General features: G+C 42.5%; 20 protein-coding genes. 8 read left to right on the top strand and 12 right to left on the bottom strand.

Annotated elements, in window-relative coordinates:
* Window positions 1-238 precede the first annotated feature (238 nt).
* From ACWU4D_RS10315 to ACWU4D_RS10305, 3 genes are read right to left on the bottom strand one after another with little or no spacing between them, the layout of a single operon-like run.
* A complete protein-coding gene (locus tag ACWU4D_RS10315; protein WP_456051341.1) occupies window positions 239-844 on the bottom strand; it encodes a pentapeptide repeat-containing protein in 606 nt (201 codons plus the stop codon).
* A 60-nt stretch (window positions 845-904) separates the two neighbouring features.
* A complete protein-coding gene (locus tag ACWU4D_RS10310) occupies window positions 905-1,102 on the bottom strand; it encodes a DUF1289 domain-containing protein (RefSeq protein ID WP_456051340.1) in 198 nt (65 codons plus the stop codon).
* 33 nt (window positions 1,103-1,135) lie between these two features.
* Entirely contained in the window at window positions 1,136-1,354 is a 219-nt protein-coding gene (locus ACWU4D_RS10305) for a VF530 family protein (RefSeq protein WP_456051339.1), read from the bottom strand.
* Between the two features lie 114 nt (window positions 1,355-1,468).
* Here ACWU4D_RS10305 and ACWU4D_RS10300 point away from each other — a divergent pair, with 114 nt between their 5' ends.
* Window positions 1,469-2,179: a tRNA (adenine(22)-N(1))-methyltransferase gene (locus ACWU4D_RS10300; protein ID WP_456051338.1), complete on the top strand. Its 711-nt coding sequence runs from the start codon at window positions 1,469-1,471 to the stop codon at window positions 2,177-2,179.
* Here the strand turns inward: ACWU4D_RS10300 and ACWU4D_RS10295 are convergent.
* From ACWU4D_RS10295 to ACWU4D_RS10285, 3 genes are read right to left on the bottom strand one after another with little or no spacing between them, the layout of a single operon-like run.
* Entirely contained in the window at window positions 2,176-3,111 is a 936-nt protein-coding gene (locus tag ACWU4D_RS10295; protein ID WP_456051337.1) for a 5-oxoprolinase subunit C family protein, read from the bottom strand. The genes ACWU4D_RS10300 and ACWU4D_RS10295 overlap by 4 nt on opposite strands.
* Window positions 3,111-3,800 carry a 5-oxoprolinase subunit PxpB gene (pxpB, locus tag ACWU4D_RS10290; protein ID WP_456051336.1) on the bottom strand — a complete coding sequence of 230 codons (690 nt, stop codon included), beginning with the start codon at window positions 3,798-3,800 and terminating at the stop codon, window positions 3,111-3,113. Before pxpB ends, ACWU4D_RS10295 begins: the two co-directional genes overlap by 1 nt.
* A complete protein-coding gene (locus tag ACWU4D_RS10285) occupies window positions 3,800-4,528 on the bottom strand; it encodes a 5-oxoprolinase subunit PxpA (protein ID WP_456051335.1) in 729 nt (242 codons plus the stop codon). The genes pxpB and ACWU4D_RS10285 overlap by 1 nt, the downstream gene beginning before the upstream one ends.
* Window positions 4,529-4,778: 250 nt before the next feature.
* On the opposite strand from ACWU4D_RS10285, the gene ACWU4D_RS10280 reads away from it, so the two are divergent.
* Genes ACWU4D_RS10280 through ACWU4D_RS10265 form a run of 4 tightly spaced genes read left to right on the top strand, consistent with a single transcriptional unit; the run spans window position 4,779 to window position 8,191 of the window.
* Window positions 4,779-5,753, top strand: a complete 975-nt coding sequence (locus tag ACWU4D_RS10280) for a TRAP transporter substrate-binding protein (protein WP_456051334.1) — start codon at window positions 4,779-4,781, stop codon at window positions 5,751-5,753.
* A gap of 49 nt (window positions 5,754-5,802) precedes the next feature.
* Window positions 5,803-6,354, top strand: a complete 552-nt coding sequence (locus tag ACWU4D_RS10275; RefSeq protein ID WP_456051333.1) for a TRAP transporter small permease — start codon at window positions 5,803-5,805, stop codon at window positions 6,352-6,354.
* Entirely contained in the window at window positions 6,351-7,652 is a 1,302-nt protein-coding gene (locus tag ACWU4D_RS10270) for a TRAP transporter large permease (RefSeq protein WP_456051332.1), read from the top strand. The genes ACWU4D_RS10275 and ACWU4D_RS10270 overlap by 4 nt, the downstream gene beginning before the upstream one ends.
* Before the next feature lie 14 nt (window positions 7,653-7,666).
* Window positions 7,667-8,191, top strand: coding sequence for a winged helix DNA-binding protein (locus tag ACWU4D_RS10265; protein ID WP_456051331.1), 525 nt, complete (start codon window positions 7,667-7,669; stop codon window positions 8,189-8,191).
* A 70-nt stretch (window positions 8,192-8,261) separates the two neighbouring features.
* Here the strand turns inward: ACWU4D_RS10265 and ACWU4D_RS10260 are convergent, their stop codons facing one another.
* Both ACWU4D_RS10260 and ACWU4D_RS10255 read right to left on the bottom strand, forming a co-directional pair.
* Complete coding sequence (locus ACWU4D_RS10260) at window positions 8,262-8,735, bottom strand: response regulator (RefSeq protein WP_456051330.1); 474 nt, start codon at window positions 8,733-8,735, stop codon at window positions 8,262-8,264.
* A 72-nt stretch (window positions 8,736-8,807) separates the two neighbouring features.
* The gene (locus ACWU4D_RS10255) at window positions 8,808-10,226 is read right to left on the bottom strand and encodes an SLC13 family permease (protein WP_456051329.1); all 1,419 of its coding nucleotides are present in this window, start codon (window positions 10,224-10,226) and stop codon (window positions 8,808-8,810) included.
* Between the two features lie 352 nt (window positions 10,227-10,578).
* Between ACWU4D_RS10255 and ACWU4D_RS10250 the strand changes: the two genes are divergently transcribed.
* From ACWU4D_RS10250 to ACWU4D_RS10240, 3 genes are read left to right on the top strand one after another with little or no spacing between them, the layout of a single operon-like run.
* Window positions 10,579-10,797 (top strand): hypothetical protein, encoded by a 219-nt coding sequence (locus ACWU4D_RS10250; protein ID WP_456051328.1) that lies wholly within the window; start codon window positions 10,579-10,581, stop codon window positions 10,795-10,797.
* On the top strand, window positions 10,790-12,553 hold the full coding sequence (locus ACWU4D_RS10245) for an ABC transporter ATP-binding protein (RefSeq protein WP_456051327.1): 1,764 nt from the start codon (window positions 10,790-10,792) through the stop codon (window positions 12,551-12,553). The genes ACWU4D_RS10250 and ACWU4D_RS10245 overlap by 8 nt, the downstream gene beginning before the upstream one ends.
* Window positions 12,547-14,340 carry an ABC transporter ATP-binding protein gene (locus ACWU4D_RS10240; RefSeq protein ID WP_456051326.1) on the top strand — a complete coding sequence of 598 codons (1,794 nt, stop codon included), beginning with the start codon at window positions 12,547-12,549 and terminating at the stop codon, window positions 14,338-14,340. Before ACWU4D_RS10245 ends, ACWU4D_RS10240 begins: the two co-directional genes overlap by 7 nt.
* Window positions 14,341-14,372: 32 nt before the next feature.
* Here ACWU4D_RS10240 and ACWU4D_RS10235 read toward each other — a convergent pair whose 3' ends face one another.
* The 4 genes from ACWU4D_RS10235 to ACWU4D_RS10220 are packed head-to-tail and all read right to left on the bottom strand — an operon-like array spanning window position 14,373 to window position 18,744.
* Window positions 14,373-15,092, bottom strand: a complete 720-nt coding sequence (locus tag ACWU4D_RS10235) for a siderophore ferric iron reductase (RefSeq protein WP_456051325.1) — start codon at window positions 15,090-15,092, stop codon at window positions 14,373-14,375.
* Window positions 15,093-15,117: 25 nt separating this feature from the next.
* Window positions 15,118-17,037, bottom strand: coding sequence for an iron ABC transporter permease (locus ACWU4D_RS10230; protein ID WP_456051324.1), 1,920 nt, complete (start codon window positions 17,035-17,037; stop codon window positions 15,118-15,120).
* A complete protein-coding gene (locus tag ACWU4D_RS10225) occupies window positions 17,030-17,971 on the bottom strand; it encodes an ABC transporter substrate-binding protein (protein ID WP_456051323.1) in 942 nt (313 codons plus the stop codon). Before ACWU4D_RS10225 ends, ACWU4D_RS10230 begins: the two co-directional genes overlap by 8 nt.
* Window positions 17,968-18,744 (bottom strand): ABC transporter ATP-binding protein, encoded by a 777-nt coding sequence (locus ACWU4D_RS10220; RefSeq protein WP_456051322.1) that lies wholly within the window; start codon window positions 18,742-18,744, stop codon window positions 17,968-17,970. The genes ACWU4D_RS10225 and ACWU4D_RS10220 overlap by 4 nt, the downstream gene beginning before the upstream one ends.
* Window positions 18,745-18,746: the final 2 nt, after the last annotated feature.

The following is an 18,746-nucleotide window of genomic DNA, read 5'->3' as shown; positions in this document are numbered from 1 at the left end:
ATAAACTAACACTCCAAAATCATAGAATTGGTAAGGTTTTATTCTATTTGTTTTATATCCGAGACATCAAAAATGTTTGATTTTATACTGACAAAGATCAAATAACCCTTAACAAATCGATGACATTACTCAATCATTCCTATTGAGTTTTTACATAATAATGACATAAAGTGATTTCACGCCAGAAGAAACCCCTATTACCTGGCTATTTATAATTAAGATAAAAAATGGCATGAGTTCAATCTACGAGTTTAACTCCTAAGCTCTCCAATAAATTCAGTGCTTCAAAACGACTAAATACCGCATTCTCCACTTGGTTATTTAGTACATTGATGTCGTAATAACATGACTCGCTCAAATCGACATTTTTCAGATTAGTGTTCATGAATAAGCTATTTGAAAAGTCACAACCTTTCCAATTTGAATCGACAAAGTTTCCTTCTCGAAAATCGGCGTCTATGACTTTACATTCAGCAAAGATCAATCGATTCAATGTCAAACCAAACATAGAAATACCGTTTAATATTGAACGGGAAAACTGCAGTTCAAAGTCAACATGAAACGTTGGCCAATCAACCTTAGTAAAATCAATACCAACCAACTTTGATTCACTGAATATAACATCGAATAAACGACTCGCGGGTAAATTCACTAAACTCAAATTACAGTTAACAAATTTGCATTCATTAAATGTACAATTGAGAAAAGTAGATTGAGAAAAATCACAGTCGACAAATTCACAAACTTCAAAAGTAACACCTTCAAATTCGAATTCTGAATAACAGAGCCTATTAAACCGCTGATCATAATATTCATCGTGAGAATTAATTTTAGTTTGCGACATATTTGCTCCAAATAAGCCTTTATACTAATAGATAAGATTTTTAAACGATTAAATGAGTCGCTAACGCATATTTGGTTTACGTGTCGAAGCGAGTACCAAAACTGATTGCTTTTCTTTGATCGTCATCGTGTGCCAAGAAATAATTTCCTCGTAACTGCGAAAACAACCAACACAAATATCATGTTGATCAAGACAACAATTCCGAATGCAAGGATTTTCAATCTGCGCAGCACCATTGGCGTTCGATTTATCTTTCATTATCACGATTCCAACGTAAGTTACCCAGTAAATCTAATGAAATGTTTCGATATATACTGCTTCGACTTTGTTTCTTGCCCATTCGGTCCGACGTAAAAACTTCAATGACGACTTAATTGATGGGTTTGAATTAAAACAATTAATCGGAATCATTTCACCAAGGCGTTTCCAACCAAAATGTTCGACCAATCTCGTTACAATCATCTCTAAGGTAACGCCATGAAGCGGGTTATTGGCTTGAGAGGTATTCATATCACTTCCTTATTCATATTTTTCTCGTGATGCTCAAGACGGCAAGCCTATCATAGTTCAATACGCCTTCGCAGCACTAACAAAACCCGTTACACTAATGATCTAATCCTCGATATGACCCAGAATGTGAAACTCGGAACTCGCTTAACTCAACTTGCCTCCATGACAGACGGACAGTATGACCATATTTGGGATTGCTGCTGCGATCATGGCTACCTAGGCTCACATTTGCTCTCTAAAAGCTCCACAAGTACGGTGCATTTTGTTGATATTGTTCCTGAATTAATGGCACAACTTGAAGATAAACTTAAGCGACACCTGCCCGACTGTTCCCAGCGCTGGCAAGTTCATTGTGCAGATGTCGCCAAACTGCCCTTAGAGTCCTTTTCAGGTCGCCATCTTGTGATTATCGCTGGTATTGGCGGTGATTTAATGGTCACGATGCTAGAAGCTCTGCTAAAAAACACCCAATACGACAATATTGAGCTGTTGCTGTGCCCTGTCAACAACGCATTTCACGTTCGAAAAACGTTACGACATCACCACTTATCGCTCATCGACGAAACCGTTTTAGAAGAAAACGGCCGTTACTATGAAGTCATTAAAATTAAAAAGCAGATAGATACAGCAGGCTCAGACGTAGCGTTAGTTGGAAGTAGAATGTGGCAGGTTAATCGCCCCGAACAGTATGCAATAGTGCAACAATATTTAGATAAAATATTGTTGCACTATCATCGCAGTGCCAAGAGTGACCCAATAATGGCGAGCAAGATCATCGCGGCTTACCAAAAGGTGAATATTAAATCAACGTGTCGTAGCAATTAAAGGTCGAAAAACGTCATAAATTGGCGGTAAGCATCAGATTCATTCTCAATTTCAGCTCGATAAAAATTTAACCGCGTTCCTGGCTTGGCTTGAGCTAACTTCATCAAACTCATCTTTGAAACACAGCCAAGCTTGGGATAACCACCGAGCGTTTGACGGTCATTCAATAAGATAATCGGTTGGCCATTGGCTGGAAACTGAATAGCTCCTAACGCAATGCCTTCGGAGATAATGCCCGACACATCACACTGAACCACATTCCCCTCTAATCTCATCCCCATTCGATCCATCTTATCAGTCACCATATAGGGTTTCTCATAAAATGCACATCGAGCCTCAACAGAAAACTTGTCTGCTTGATAAGATTCAATAACCCCAATGCTTAAGCAATCAGAATACTTTGGAATAAAACGACGTGGTACCCAATTATCGATATCATCTCTTATAGCTTGTTCATTTGCCTTAACAGGTAGAATATCGTTCACCGCTAACGCCTTTCCAGCACGTTCAGCTAACCCACCTATCCCGTTCCTGACGACTGTTGACGCACTATCAAAGACCATCGGGACATCATATCCACCTCTCACAGCAAGGTACGCTCTCATACCTGTTTTAGCGTATCCCAGCTTAAGAGTTTGACCTTTACGGAGGGTAAATGAGCGCCAATTCCCTATCGGTTTTCCGTCAACGTTTGCACACAAATCGGCACCACAAATAGACAGCATCACGTCGGAAAGTGCGCTAAAAGCCGCTCCCCCCATCGTGATTTCCAAAGCAGGTGTATTGGCTGAGTTATCTAATAAATAATTCGCCCAACAAAATGCATGCATATCGACGGGACCACCGACGCTCAAACCTTGCCGTGCAACACCCATTCTTCCTAGATCTTGAATTAGCGACAACACACCGGGAGCAACGACCTTTAATCCCATTAGATTATCCCCCCAAGATCCAAAAACTGTTCACGACTAATTGCAGAAAACTTAATACGGTCACCGACATTAAATGGCATCATTGGATCACTGTTCACATCAAAGAGCGCCAGCGGGCAATTTCCAATAATGTTCCAACCTCCAGGAGTTTCCAGTGGATAAACAGCGGTTTGCGAATCGGCAATACCAACGCTGCCTTTCGCAACCTTGAGTCTCGGCTCTTTATGACGAGGAGCAGAAATTCGTTCATCCACCGATCCTAGAAAAGCAAAACCCGGAGCAAAACCTATCGCATATACTGTGTATTCAGCCTGCCGATGAATATTAATGACATCCTCAACTGAAAGGCCTTTAGCAAACGCGAGCGCCTCAAGGTCTGGAGCGACTTCTGGGTGATAATAAACGGGTAGCTCTACCACATTTTTCAGATCGTTTTGGGACGTATCTCGATCTAAATTCACAAGTTCGGTTTCGCACCATTCGAGTAACTCTCTAACTGCCAACTTTAATGGATGAAATTCAATCAAAACTGACGTATATGAAGGAATAACATCAGTTACTTGCAGAGGAAATTGTGCATGAACCCGTTGTGTAAACAATGACAGTTTGTCTACTAATTCTGGAGAGATTTCATCACCAATATAGGCAATAACACTCGTCTCCGATATTTGAGAAACCTGTATTTCCATCAACGAATCGCTTTTCGTAATTTTTCAATTGTCGCCACGGATTCTTTATTGTCTCCATGAACGCATATTGTGTCAGCTTGCAGTGCCAAAGTATGACCATCAATGGTTGTCACCGTACCTTGTTCTGTGAGTTGCTTAACCTGGTCAATAATAAGCTGAGGATCGTGATATACCGACCCAGCAATCTCACGTGATGATAAAAAGCCCTCAGTGGTATAGGCTCGGTCAGCAAACGCTTCAAATAGCAGTTTTACGCCATAAGACTCTGCAATTGCTTGGTAGGCTTGGTTATCTGCTTTTGCCAGAATCATCAATGGTACTGAAAAATTCGCTTCTGAAATGGATTCAACAATTGCGGTAAATACACGCTCGTTGGCCATCATGTCATTGTATAAAGCACCATGAGGCTTGATGTAATCCATACTCGCCCCATTTAGCTGACACATACCAAGCATTGCTCCGACTTGATAAGCGACTAAATTCTTGAGTTCGTCATGGGTATGCGGAATTGAACGGCGCCCAAATCCTTTCTTATCATCATACCCAGGATGTGCACCGATCGAGACACCATGGCGCACTGCATTTTTAATTGTTCGTCCCATAACATCTGGGTCTGAGGCATGAAAACCACACGCTATATTTGCCATATCAACAAAAGGCATTACCGCGTCATCCATGCCAATTGTCCAACAACCGTAGCTTTCACCTAAGTCACAATTCAGTTTCATAACAAGCTTCCTTATTCAACTAACGTCATCCATGATAATACAATTCACTTTTAAATACATTTTGTATGCACTTTAAATCCTAATCACTTTTTAATTGTTGTCAAACTGTTTAAATGCCGTTAAGGTAAAGTTGAATTCGTTGATTATTCCAGCAACAAGCTAGTATTTATTATGCGTTATGGAATATTCAGGTGATTTTTACTCCACATCCAATTTTCAGTGCCATGGAATTACTTTCGAGGAATAGGCTATGATCAAACCAATATTGAAAAAATCTCTCATCGCGATTGCACTTCTCACGAGCAGCACCAGTTACGCTGCAACTCGTTGGGACATGGCAACGCCTTATCCAGATGCGACTTATCACACCCAAAACATTGTCCAGTTTGCTAACGAAGTGAAACAAGCAACCAATGGTGAACTAGAGATTGTTGTACATACAGGCTCATCTCTAATCAAGCACCCAGAAATTGCTCGTGCAGTTAGGACTCAACAAGTCGCGATTGGCGAAGTTTTCATTGGTATCTTAGGGAATAGCGACCCAATTTTTAAACTTGATAACATTCCATTTTTAGCGACCAACTTTGAGCAAGCTAAAGATTTATATGCCGCATCCAAAGCCGCTCTTGAAGCAAGACTAGACGAAGATGGTTTAATGTTACTGTATTCCGTTCCTTGGCCACCTCAAGGCATTTACAGTAAAAAACCAGTCAACTCTGTCGACGATATCAAAGGCTCCAAAATGCGTGCTTACAGCCCAACGCTCTCTCGCCTGGCGGTATTGCTTGATGCGACTCCAACAACCGTACAAAACGTTGAGATTCCGCAAGCCTTCTCCACTGGTATTGTCGATATGATGATCACTTCATCAAGTACTGGTGTAAATAGCCAATCTTGGGACTATTTATCCAACTATACCGATGTACAAGCGTGGATTCCGAAGAACATGGTTATTGTTAACAAACGCGCTTTCAAACGTTTACCAAGCGAAGTGCAGAGCGAATTACTGGCGACAGCTGAGCTTGCGGAAACTCGCGGTTGGGAAATGGCAGAAAAAGAAACTGTTGTTCAAACTGCAGCCCTTGCAGAGAACGGAATTGAAGTGGCAGCGCCAACGGAAGATCTGATGACATCGCTTAAGTCTGTAGGCGAAACAATGGCTAAAGAGTGGGCCGAGGAAGCTGGAGACAACGGAAAGGCCATTTTAGCTGACTATCAAAAATAGTCTCTCATCTCAAACTAAGTCATAAAATGCGAGAACAGGGAGTTCGAACATGCAACGGATACTTGATAAAACCTATGCCATGGCAGGCGCAGTGTCAGGGTTATGTATCGTACTAATTTGTATCACTATATTAGTTCGAGTCATAGGTAGATGGTTTGGCATAGTCATACCGTCGAGTGATGATTTTGCTGGATACCTTTTAGCCGCCTCCAGCTTCCTTGCTTTAGCCTATTCATTTCGCCAAGGTTCACACATCCGTGTAACGCTGTTTCTTCATCGTTTGGATGAAAAGCGCAATGTTGCTATCGAACGCTTTGTTCTCGTATTGGCTTCTATTTTAGTAAGTTACCTCTGTTATCAACTAAGTTATATGGTCTGGGAATCATGGGTTTTTGAAGAACTCACTCATGGCTATATTCCCATTCCACTTTGGTGGGTTCAACTTCCCGTCGCTATCGGAGCAATTGTTTTCTTCATTTCAATTGTCGATACAACGGTGAGACATATTTATAACGGCGACCGTATTCCAAAGTCTGACGAAGAAGAGCTCGCAGAATCCCAACCTATCGAATTGTCTTCTGAGAAAGGAGATTCTCTATGAGCGAAATATCCATTGGCATTATTTTAGTTGTCCTGCTTTTAACTCTCCTTGCAAGCGGGACGTGGGTTGCACTGTCTCTTATCTCTGTTGGTATCGTAGGTATGATGCTGTTGGGTAATGACTCTTTTGGGCTTATATATTCAACATCGACATGGGGCGCCATTTCCGATTGGTCTCTAGCTGCACTTCCACTTTTTATATGGATGGGAGAAATTCTCTTTCGTACTCGATTATCGAAAGATCTTTTTGAAGGATTAACGCCTTGGTTAAGCCGAGTGCCAGGTGCTCTTTTACATGTGAACATACTAAGCTGTGGGATCTTTGCTGCGGTTTCAGGGTCATCCGCAGCCACCGCGGCTACCATTGGTAAAATGACACTTCCAGAGCTTAAACGAAAAGGTTATGACGACAAAATGGCGATTGGCACATTAGCGGGTTCTGGTACGCTGGGTCTGCTGATTCCGCCATCAATTATCCTCATTGTCTACGGCGTATCCGCTGAGGTATCCATCGCTCGTTTGTTCATAGCGGGTGCTATCCCAGGAATCATGTTGCTGTTATTGTTTGTTGGCTACACCATGCTTTGGTCGGTCAAACACAAATCAACCATTCCTCATGAAGAAGCTCGTTACACCTTTGCCGATAAACTGGCTGGGCTAATCAAACTGGTCCCTGTCAGTTGTCTCGTTCTCTTTGTACTTGGCTCTATTTATGGTGGTATCACTACCCCGACCGAAGCGGCATCATTTGGCGTCGTTGGTTCACTCATTCTCGCCATTACCAGTCGAACATTAAGTTGGGATACCTTTACTGATAGCTTGATGGGTGCGGTAAGAACATCCTGTATGATTATTTTCATTCTTGCTGGCGCGGCCTTTCTAACAGTTGCAATGGGCTTTATTGGCCTCCCAAGAATGCTGGCTGAGCAGATAGGATTACTCGAACTGTCTCCATTCATGCTGCTATTTTATCTTACAATTCTGTTTGTCATACTTGGCTGCTTTCTCGATGGTATTTCTGTTGTCGTGTTAACCACATCAGTAGTACTACCAATGGTGACACAAGCCGGTATCGACCCATTGTGGTTTGGTATTTATATCGTCCTCGTGGTGGAAATGTCTCAAATAACGCCCCCTGTCGGATTTAATTTATTTGTTATTCAAAGCTTAACGGGTAAAAATATACTCTACGTCGCGAAAGCAGCATTACCTTTCTTTTTCGTTCTGCTCTTCGCCGTAATATTAGTCACAGTATTCCCTCAAATTGTAACGTGGCTACCAATGAGTATGACTCAATAATAAAGGAATCAACAATGGGTAACTCCGACTCAAATACACCACATTTGCCGATAGTTTCCTCATCTCATTTAGCCAGTAATGAAGCGATGGCCTTGAGTGAATTTGAATACGCATTAACTATGATGCACAATGCTTTCCAGCGCTGGACCCAATCGTGCAGTTCCACCGCTGGCATGCCGGAGCTTAGCCCTCTTGATATTCTGGTCGTTCACAATATATACCACCGCGATCGACCAAAACGCATAGCCGATGTCGCCTTTACGCTTAACATCGATGACCTTCACACAGTGTCTTATGCAGTGAGAAAATTAGTCAAACTCGACTTAGTAAAAAGCATTCGTCAAGGAAAAGACACGTTTTATCAGGTCACCGAATCGGGTGAACAGTTTTGTATTCAATATCGAGATGTCAGGGAGCAATGCCTCGTCGATGTTATTCAGCGTATCGGCATTAACGACCAATTGGGAGATGTCGCAACATTAATGCGAACCCTTTCGGGATTTTATGACCAAGGCTCTAGAGCGGTTCGTTCATTGTAAGTGCATCTCCATCCCCATTGGGCTGGGGATTATATGAATGACTGCAACTAATCAAAAAGAGTTAGAAGAATTACCGCAAGCGATCCAACACGACGGCTTGATCTAGCTCCATTTGATAATCGCTGTAATCCAGTCCTTTATCGAAAACAAATTCGGTGATTAGAGTCCGCACACGAGCCACTAGCTGCTCTGATGTCCATGGTTTTTCAAAGTAGCTGTCTATACGAGCATGATTGATTGCGGTAATGGTATCGCTGTGAGTTGCTTGGCCAGTAAGTAAGATTTTTCTGGTTTGACGAAAGCGATCGTCTTGAGAAATTTCGGTTAACAGCTCGACACCAGTCTTAATTGGCATAATATGATCTGAAATAACCAGCGCAACAAAATCTCCTTCAGCATCCAGCTCTTCCATCAATTCCGACGCTTCATTTGCAGATTCACAATCCTCGATATAAACCCAACTACTTAGGCTATCAAGATCATTCAATACTGCATCCAATACTTCTCGCTCATCATCAATACAAATCAGATTTAGCTTTTCCATGTCATTCCCCTATTGGTAATCAATTACTGTCGGTTGCTCTACATGCTATTTCTTGTACCCATACCTTAAAACTTAACCTATAAATCCCACAATATTCAGAATCCACACTAAGACAAAACTGCCCAATACCCCAACAACACCCAACACAACGCCGACTTGTGCCATTTGATTACTTTGAACGTTCCCCGTCGCATGTGCCAACGCATTTGGTGGCGTGCTGATAGGCAATGACATACCGAGTGAAGCAGCAAACGTCACCACAAGTATGAGCGTCATTTCCCCACCAAGTGGATCCAGCGATACCATAGACGCGCCAAGTGCAGCCATAATCGGCATTAACAGGTTTGCCGTTGCGGTATGAGACATAAAATTCGCCATCAACAAACAAAGGAAGGCCGCTCCAAATAACACGACATAGGGCGAATAAGCATCGAAAGGAATACTGTGAACTAATGATTTGGCTAATCCGGTTTTATCAAGTGCTAAACCAAGGGCAATCCCCCCCGAAACGAGCCAAAGTACGTCCCAGGAAATTTTCTTTAGGTCTTCTCGATTGATAATTCCAGTAATGGAAAATACAGCAACAGGAATTAAAGCGACCGTATACGAGTTCATACCGTGAGCTGATCCCATCAACCAGAGCAAAATCGTTCCTGCGAAAGTGATATATACCGTAATTGCTTTAGGCGTTTTTAAAAACTTACCTTTAATATTTAACTCAATCGTTTGCTGTTCTGCACAGTACAAACTTTTGATTAGAAACCACGCTAACGCCATCATAATAATCACAAACGGGACACCAAAAACCATCCATTCTCCGAAGGTGATCAAGCTGTCATCAACCAAATATTTTAGCGCGATGGCATTTGGTGGCGTGCCAATTGGCGTACCTATGCCACCAATATTTGCCGCGACTGGAATACTCAACGCAAAGGCAACACGCCCGGGGTCTTTCGGCCCAAATACGGCGATAACCGGAGTAAGAATCGAGAGCATCATCGCTGTCGTGGCGGTATTGGACATAAACATTGAAAAAACGCCGGTAATCAACATCAATCCAAGCATGACGAACTTCGGATCTTTACCAAACGGCTTAAGGAGAATTCTCGCCAAGTTGACATCCAAGCGATACTTAGTTGCTGCAATCGCAAGAAAAAAACCACCAAGAAAAAGCATAATAATTGGGCTTGCGAAGGTGGCCATAATGTCTTTGTAACTTAGTAAATCGCCAAACCCAGCCTCCCCGGCACCACTGCGTAAAAAGATGATCCCTTTATCGGATAAGAGCATCAGTTCAAGCACAATAATGACAACGGAGGTGGCATAAATGGGGATGGGTTCAAACACCCAACAAAGTGCCGCAAGTAGGAATATTGCAATCACGCGCTGCTGGATAACAGTAATATCGTCAAATGGAAATGCCGATTGAGGTAATAGCAAAATTATCAAAGGGATGAGGAGCGGAATGATATATTTAATATACTGACGCATGATGAATTAGCTTCCGGTTAAAAATTAAATTAAGACCAGAAAGTACCGTCGGGCAGGATGAAAAATACGATGGCATTTTTCACACAATCAAGCAAACTCGTAACGGACTTATCAATGTAGTTGTCGCCAACTGTTAGCATAACCACATTAAGAGCTTAAGCTCAAAATAGGTTAAAGAAAACACAATTAGTCCGAGACCGTGACCAGTGTAATACCATTCATTTTAATAAGGGTATTAACCTAAGATCTTCCCATCACTGATCTACGCAAACACCGTTCTTATAATTAGCAGATGCCATTTATATTTGATAAGTGTACACTATTCAAATCACACTGATAATGAGAGCTGATTGTGAACGATCACGACAATAAAAAGCATCGTTTCTGCAACCGAGGTGGACCAAGACCCGGTTGTGGTCGTAAACCTGGCGTTAAAACTCGACCAGTACGCATTCCTGAATGGTTACTAGATGCATTAGAAGAAATCGGCGAACCTCGTAAGTGCATTGTTAAAGCCTGTATTGCTCATTATGGAATTGAACACCCACGTAAGAAAGAATCTCATGACTAAAAAAGCGTTCATCATCCACTTTCTACAAATGAACCGCACATCATACCTACTAGCAATTGTTCTGATTATTCTTGTTAACTGGTTGCAAGTGGAAATTCCGCGTTATATTCAATTGGCGATTGATTTGATCGACGATGCCTCCGTTACGGGTCACGATCAGCTTATAACCTATGTATCAATCGTCATATTGATGTCGGTTGCTATGATCATAGTTCGAATTTTTTCACGTATTTATGCACTCAACCCAGGCCGTATCACCGAAGCGGCATTAAAAAATATTCTTCTAAATAAACTCAACCGCTTACCTAATCGGTTTCATGGTCGATTTGCATCGGGGAAGCTTATTTCGATCATAAATAACGATCTAAATGGGATTCGCTTGTTCTTTGGGGCCGGCTTTCTTCAAACATCTAATGCGCTGCTTGCTCTTTCATTTACACCAATCTGGATGTGGCATATTTCACCAGAGCTTACTCTTTATTCTATGATCCCAATTGTTATTGCATTCGTGATATTTCGAGTCGGTTTTAGAAAAATGAAAACATTGCACATGGAACACATGCACCGTTTACAAAATCTATCGGCTCAATTGATGAATTTTTTATCCGGTATCGACCTTATAAAAAGCCAACAAATGTCGCCTTGGGTACGTGTAGAGGCTGAAAAACTGAATCAACAGTTGCTCACCTGTCGGATGCAAATAACCCGCATCCAAGTGTTCATCATGCCGGTTCTCGATTACGCCAATAACCTAATGAAAATCATGATCCTTGGGCTTGGAGGCTACTTGTTAATGAGCCAGCGGTTAACGTTGGGAGAAATTACCGCTTTTCTCGCCTATTCCGTGTTGCTCGCAATGCCGTTAATGCAATTAGGTAGAATTGCCACGATTTATCAAAGAGGCATGGTCGGTATCGATAGTGTCCAAACAATATTAAATGCAGAAGTACCTGAACAAGATTCGCAACACCTTCCTCAAACAGAGGTAGAAGAATTAAAAGGCAACACTCTTTCGGTGCGTAATTTGAGCTTCAAGTACCAAGGTGATGATCGGTTAATTTTGGATAACATCAGTTTTGATATACCGGCAGGAAAAAAAATAGGTTTTCTTGGAAGTATCGGCTCGGGTAAAACAACCTTGGTTAACTGCTTAAATCACCATCTTGATGTTCCAGAAGGCACTATTTTCCTCGGGAACAAAGACATCACCACATTTGCTCGTAACGATTTACGCCGCTATATAAAAACCGTGACCCAAGACCCCTATTTGTTCTCAGCAACCATTGAAGAAAATATCCGTTTTGGCAGTGCCAATAAAGGTTTCGACAAGTCCTACATTAATGAAGTGCTTGAACTAAGCCAATTGGCTAGCGATGTGTCTCGGTTTGAAAAAGGTGACCAAACACTCGTCGGTGAGAAAGGCATTATGTTATCTGGTGGTCAAAAACAACGTCTCAGCATTGCCAGAGCATTACTTAAAACGAGTGATTTAATCATCATGGATAACGTGCTTTCTGCCGTTGATTATGAAACCGAGCGTAAGATTCTAGAGGGTTTGTTTGAACGTCTCACCAATCAGTCGGTACTTGTGGTTTCTCATCGGGTCAATGCTCTAGAATATATGGATGAAGTTATCGTTCTAAATCACGGCAAGATTATCGCAAAAGGCGACCACGCTACTCTGCTTAAAACATGCCCTTATTATTACGAAACCTGGCTATTACAGCAAAATGAAACAGAGGCTGAAGCATGTTAAAAACGGACGATCTTCAATACCTAAAGCACTTTTTTAAGTTTGCGAGAACATACAAAACATCCGCAGTACTTGGAATTGCTATGCTGCCTCTTTCTGTGATCACCAACTTACTGTTTCCTTGGTTGATCATCCAGGTCATCGACATTCATCTCACCCATGAAAATATGGATGGATTGTGGCTCCACATCGGTTATCTACTGATCGTACTCGTTGCTAACTATGTCGTCGATTCAATCTATTCGTATAATTTACGCAAAACTGGCCAATACACCGTCACCGATATGCGCTCGGTCTTGTTTGATCGCGTACTTAAATTACCACGCAGTTATTTCGATAACATTCCAACCGGAGTCACGCTGTCTCGACTAACCAGCGATCTTGAAACCATTGGTGATTCATTTGTTCAGTCTATTGTTGGGCTAGTGAAAGATTCAATCAATACGATCGCCTTACTTATTATGATGCTGTTCATCGACTGGAAACTCACTCTCATCGTCTTAGTTATCATGCCTCCGGTGATCTATCTGACCATGTATGTGCGTAACCGCCTGCGGGCAATGCACCAAATCACACGTTCTGCGTTGGCACGAGGAATTGGATTCTTACAAGAAGTTTTACTCGGTGTTAAAACCGTTCAACTCTATCGCGCAGAAGAAGAAGTCGAACAAAAGTACAAGACCTATAACGACGAATTTTTGAAAGCACAAAAGAAAGCGAATAAGTACGATGCGATATTGTTTGCGTTTATTTCAGGCGTAACGTCAATTACGATGGCGTTGATGATTTGGTATGGTTCAGGGCAAGTACTGCAAAACACACTAACATTGGGCGTACTGATTGCCTTTATAAATACACTGGAGAAGGTTTTCGTCCCGATTCGCGACTTTACCTCACAAATCGCGTCTATTCAAAGCTCGTTCGCCGCGTTCGACCATATTGAAGAACTCTTTGTTCAAGAGACTGAAGAAGAAGGCCGAGAATTACACCCCTCCGCTAAAGTGAGAGATGTATTAAGCCAATTCAATAGCCTAGAGTTTAAGAACGTCAGCTTCCGTTACAACGACGACTTACCTTATGTCCTTAAGAACGTCTCATTTGTCTTAGAAAAAGGCCATCAAATTGCATTAGTCGGTTCAACAGGATCTGGAAAATCAACCATCCTACGTTTAATTTCAAAAACATATCAAGACTACGAAGGCAGTATATTACTCAATGGCATCGAACTATCGAAGATTTCAATCGAAGACTCGACCCATCTATTTTCACTGATGATGCAAGATGTCTTCCTATTTGAAGAGAGCATTCAATTTAATATTTCACTAGGTAAATCTGAAATTTCAAGTGAGGACGTTAAGCAAGCGGCTCGTTATGTCTACGCAGAGAGTTTTATCGAGCAACTTCCTGCAACCTACGACTTTCAGTTGGACAAAAACGGGTCCAACCTTTCTGTCGGCCAAACTCAGCTGATCTCTTTCGCTCGCGCCGTTGCGCAAGGTGGACAAGTTATGATGCTAGATGAAGCGACTAGCTCGGTCGATTCTATTACTGAAGAGTCTATTCAAAAAGCGATGGATCGCCTATTTCAGGAAAAAACGGTGATTGCGATTGCACACCGTTTAAGTACGGTTCGTCATTCCGATACCATTTTGGTGCTTGAAAAAGGAGAGATCGTTGAGCGAGGTAATCACAGTCAACTTATTGAACTCAATGGTGTGTATTCAAGCTTACTCAACGAATCGATTGCACAAGTACCAGAGGTGGATCAAAAGTTGGAAGCTTATGTGTAATATGAAATGAAAAAAGTCGTCGTAAGTACCCATTAATTCCTTGGACAATTACTGCATAGCTTACCATCGGTTTTTTTATAGACAAAACAACAACTTTTACGGGTAAAATCGATTTCAACACCATTTTGTGCAATGACAAAACTCCCCTCAGGCGTTGCAGGCAACCCGAACGCGGCTAACCACAAATGAGACTGTTGAAGTACGTAGTCTGGGGATAATAACGTTGGACTGTATTTTTTCAATTGCAATAGTGCTGTAAGCAATATATCTCCTAACAGAGCTTGCATAAAATGAGGGCGACAACGATAGGCATCATCGAGTAACTCTCGATAATATTCGAAGCTTTGACTGAGTTCTTTGCCCACAAGCTCAATCAAACGCTCTGTCGATTCAAAGTGGAATGTGATGGACGAGAAATACATGCCACGCAATTCAGTTCCTCTTCGTCCCTGTTTAAACTCAGAAAAACTGGGCACATGGTGCAGTCCATAAATACTCACCAAGGCAGCATAAATAGGTTGCCAAACAAGCAGTGTGCAAGTTCGAGTAAGCCAATAGCTATTATCCGCTTCTGGATGCAATAGTTTTAAATGCTGGTATAAGTCGGTAACAACTTTCTGATCTCGTTCCCAATTTTCAGGAATATTTGTTAACAAGAAATCTTCTTCCTGATCTTGGAAATTCATGTCCGGCAAAAAGGATTGAGTTAACTGTTTGAGCTGCGTCGCTAAAAGCGAGTCATTGTGTTTCATTATTTAGATTCACCATTGTATCCGACTATGCTTTTCGATAAGCGACAAGCAGCAGCATAAGAAAATACGCGCTACCAATTACCGACACCATCAGCCCTGCAGGAATCTCATTCGGCGACATAATACTACGCCCTAAATAATCGGCCCACACTAACAAGATCGCTCCTGTCATTCCTGATGCCGGTAGCAAGTGGCTGTGCCTAGATAAACCAAATAGTCGAGCGCAATGTGGAGCAAGTAACCCCACAAAGCTAATTGCACCGATATTCGAAACGCATATAGCCGTCATCACGGCCGCCACACTGAGTAATACGATCCTTTGTCGTTGTAAATGCACCCCTAAGGTTCGAGGTAAGACTTCTCCTAAACTGAGTAAATCTAAATGACGTAAACTTGGCAAAATAACCACGAAAGACAAAGTAAGTGTCAGCAACAATATTAATAACTGCTCGCTTGAAGCTCCATAAGTCGTACCTGCTAACCACATCATGGTTACCGACGCCGTTGAGGTACCAAAGGTCAACAATATCTGAGTAGCCGTGCCTGCAAATGCAGTAATCACAATCCCGAATAGAGCAAGCTGTGACACACTCAGTTGTTGTTTAATTCCCCAAGACAGTAACCCTATCACAATACCGGAGCCAGCAAGAGCAGCTACCATTAAGAGAACCTGATCGGCCGCAGGGTAAACCACCAAAACGCAGGCGATGATTAAAATAGCAAATGCACTCACACCTGATATATCTGGACTCGCCATCGGGTTTTTAAACAATGTTTGCAACAATGCGCCAGCGCACGCCAGACCTACCCCCCCAAGCGCAGCCAACATCACGCGTATATTAACCCAATTCGCCCCTTCTTCATTCCCGGAAGCCAAACACACGTATAATGTGATGATGAGTAGTACGCTTAAAACCGTTAACGTCCTCTTAGGAGACCAATGGAGCAAGGGTTTTAACGCAATATTTTGATTTTCCGTTGCTGCGAGCACGCGCCCAGAGCGTTGAAACAACAAATAAATAAAGTAAGGCGCTCCTAATAAGGCAGTGAAAGCACCGGTCGGCAGTCGATACCCCAAAAACAACAAGCTTCTTGAACACCATTCAGCAAACAATACGAGCACTGAACCTATGATTATGGTTAATAACCATTGCCCCAAGAAATGACGACCACTAAGTTTAGACTTGGTAATCATCAGCCTAGTTAAATGTGGGGCCATCAAACCAACAAAGCCTATCATTCCCACTATCGATGTCGCCAATGCTGCTTGGGTAATCGCCAGCAATAGGATAATCCAACGCCAACGTTTAACCGATAACCCTAAACGCGCTGCATGGGTATCGCCCAAGATAAATAATGCCAATTTCGGTAGGACTGCGAGAGTCAGTAGCAGGCTTACTAACATCGGCAAAACGGTATGTTCCAATGTATGACTGCTGGTTTGTAACACTTGCCCGCTGCCCCAAAGGAATAAGCCATCCATTTGATTTTCAAAATACAGAATAAAGAGCGACGAAAACGCGCCGGCGCTGAGACCAAGCGTCATTCCAATCAATACAACAGGAAGTTTTCCACCACCAATTAATTGACTCAATAACAACACGAAAAACGAAAGCAACAACGCACCAACTAGCGCACCACTCCAAACAAAAACAAGCGTTGCTTCGGGCACAAATACTCGTATTAGTACAGCTCCAAGCAACGCACCAGACGCGATACCCAGAGTAGAGGGAGACGCAAAATCATTATCCAGCGTCGTTTGAATCAATAGTCCAGAGCTACCTAACAGTGCTCCCGTTAATAAAGCGATCAATGCTGTCGGTAGCCACACGTTATCGCGCATGATCTGACTAAGAGTCGGGTCACTAACATCGGGATGAAACGTTAAGTACCCAAAAACTAACAGCGAGACCAAAAACAAATTGATAGAAAGCAATTTAGTCATTAGATTGAGCCTGCCAAGTGAGTAACGACTGGGTAAATGCTTGCGCCATTTTTAAGCTAGACAGCGGGCCACCAAAACTAAAAAGAGGTTCAACACTTGAATGATTATTTTGTTGCATGAAGGGTAAGTGAGGCCAAACCGGCGATGTCGTCATTCTTTCGCTATCAACCTGATTTCCCGCCAATATTAAATGTGTATTGGTTAATGCTGGAAGCTGCTCTAATTGTAGATGAGTGAAATCTTTGCCCGGTAATGCCGAATTCCAGGTGTAATCTAAACCCAGTTGTTGTGCGATTTCTCCTGCTAGGCTGCGATCACTAAACATTCTTAGCCCATACCCCATGCCGACAAATTTCCCGAAGCTAACCGGAAGGTTCTCCAAATTCGCTTGCGAAAGTTGATGACTTAATTGACTCAATTTCTCTCTCATCGACGCAACAATACTTTGAGCTTTAGCTTCTTCATCAACCGCCTTAGAAATCGCAAAAAACACCCGTTGTGAGGTGTCGAAATAGCTAAAGTTGGGTTGAGACACATCACCAAATTGTTGATATAGCAACGTGGGTGCAATTTTCTCAAGTGCTTCGAGTATATGACGGTGACGAAATTCGTATCCCACGATAAGGTCTGGCTTTAACGCTGCTATAACCGCGAGGTTAGGTTCTTGACGGCGACCTACCTCGGTAACAGAACGCGGCAGTTCTGGGGTGTTTGTCTGCCACTTTCGGTAACCGTTTCCTTCGGTTACTCCGAGGGGAACCACATCGAGTGTCAGCAGCATTTCAGCAACCGTCCAATTTAATGCCACAACTTTTTTTGCTGGCTTAGTCACATCGATGCAAGTCGTTAAGCAAACGGAGCTTGATGCCAGCGAATAAGAAGCCTGAGCCAAACACATACTCAGAAAAAGCAGACGCAATACCAACACTTTCACCTCTGTTCCTCAGGCCACAACACGTGTTGATTACCAAGAGAATGCATCTTCATTGGGGTTTGATAAACCTCGCTGACGTCTTGCGGGTTCACGACCTGATTAACCTCTCCTTGATTAATGATTTTTCCGTCATTAATCAAAATGGCATTGTCGCTAAATAAGCGAGCTTGATTTAGGTCGTGTAACACCCAGACGATGGTCTTATTTTGTTCTTTGTTTAAACGACGAACGATGTTTAAAAGGGTCAACTGATGAGAGATATCGAGCCAAGATGTGGGTTCGTCGAGCATAATGATATCGGTATTTTGAGCCAATATCATAGCCAGCCAACTGCGCTGTAATTCTCCACCAGACAAATCCGTTAAAAACCGATTCGAGTAACAGGTAATGCCCGTTTCACTCATTGCCCAATCGATGATTTCCTTGTCTTCTTGGGCAACACGTTGATACCACGGACGATGAGGATGTCGGCCAAAGGTCACTAAATCCTGTACCGTTAAGGTCGCTGGAACCGGGTTTCGTTGCGGCAACATCGCCAGTTGTTTAGACAATTTCGAAGGACTAATACTCGATAACGCTTGCTGATTAAGTAATATTTGTCCTGTAGTTGGCGGTGTTAGCCCACACAACAGAGAGAGTAACGTGCTTTTGCCTGAGCCATTCGGCCCAAGCAAAGCGGTCACAGAACCAGACTCGATGTCACCGGTCATCTCTTTCAAGATCGCTTTTCCACCAAGTTGAAGAGAAAGCTTGGAAAAATGGAACAATGACATTC

This window comes from Vibrio phycocola, assembly GCF_053850235.1.
The sequence above is the reverse complement of the archived record's forward strand: the minus strand, read 5'-3'. Positions and strand labels throughout refer to the sequence as shown.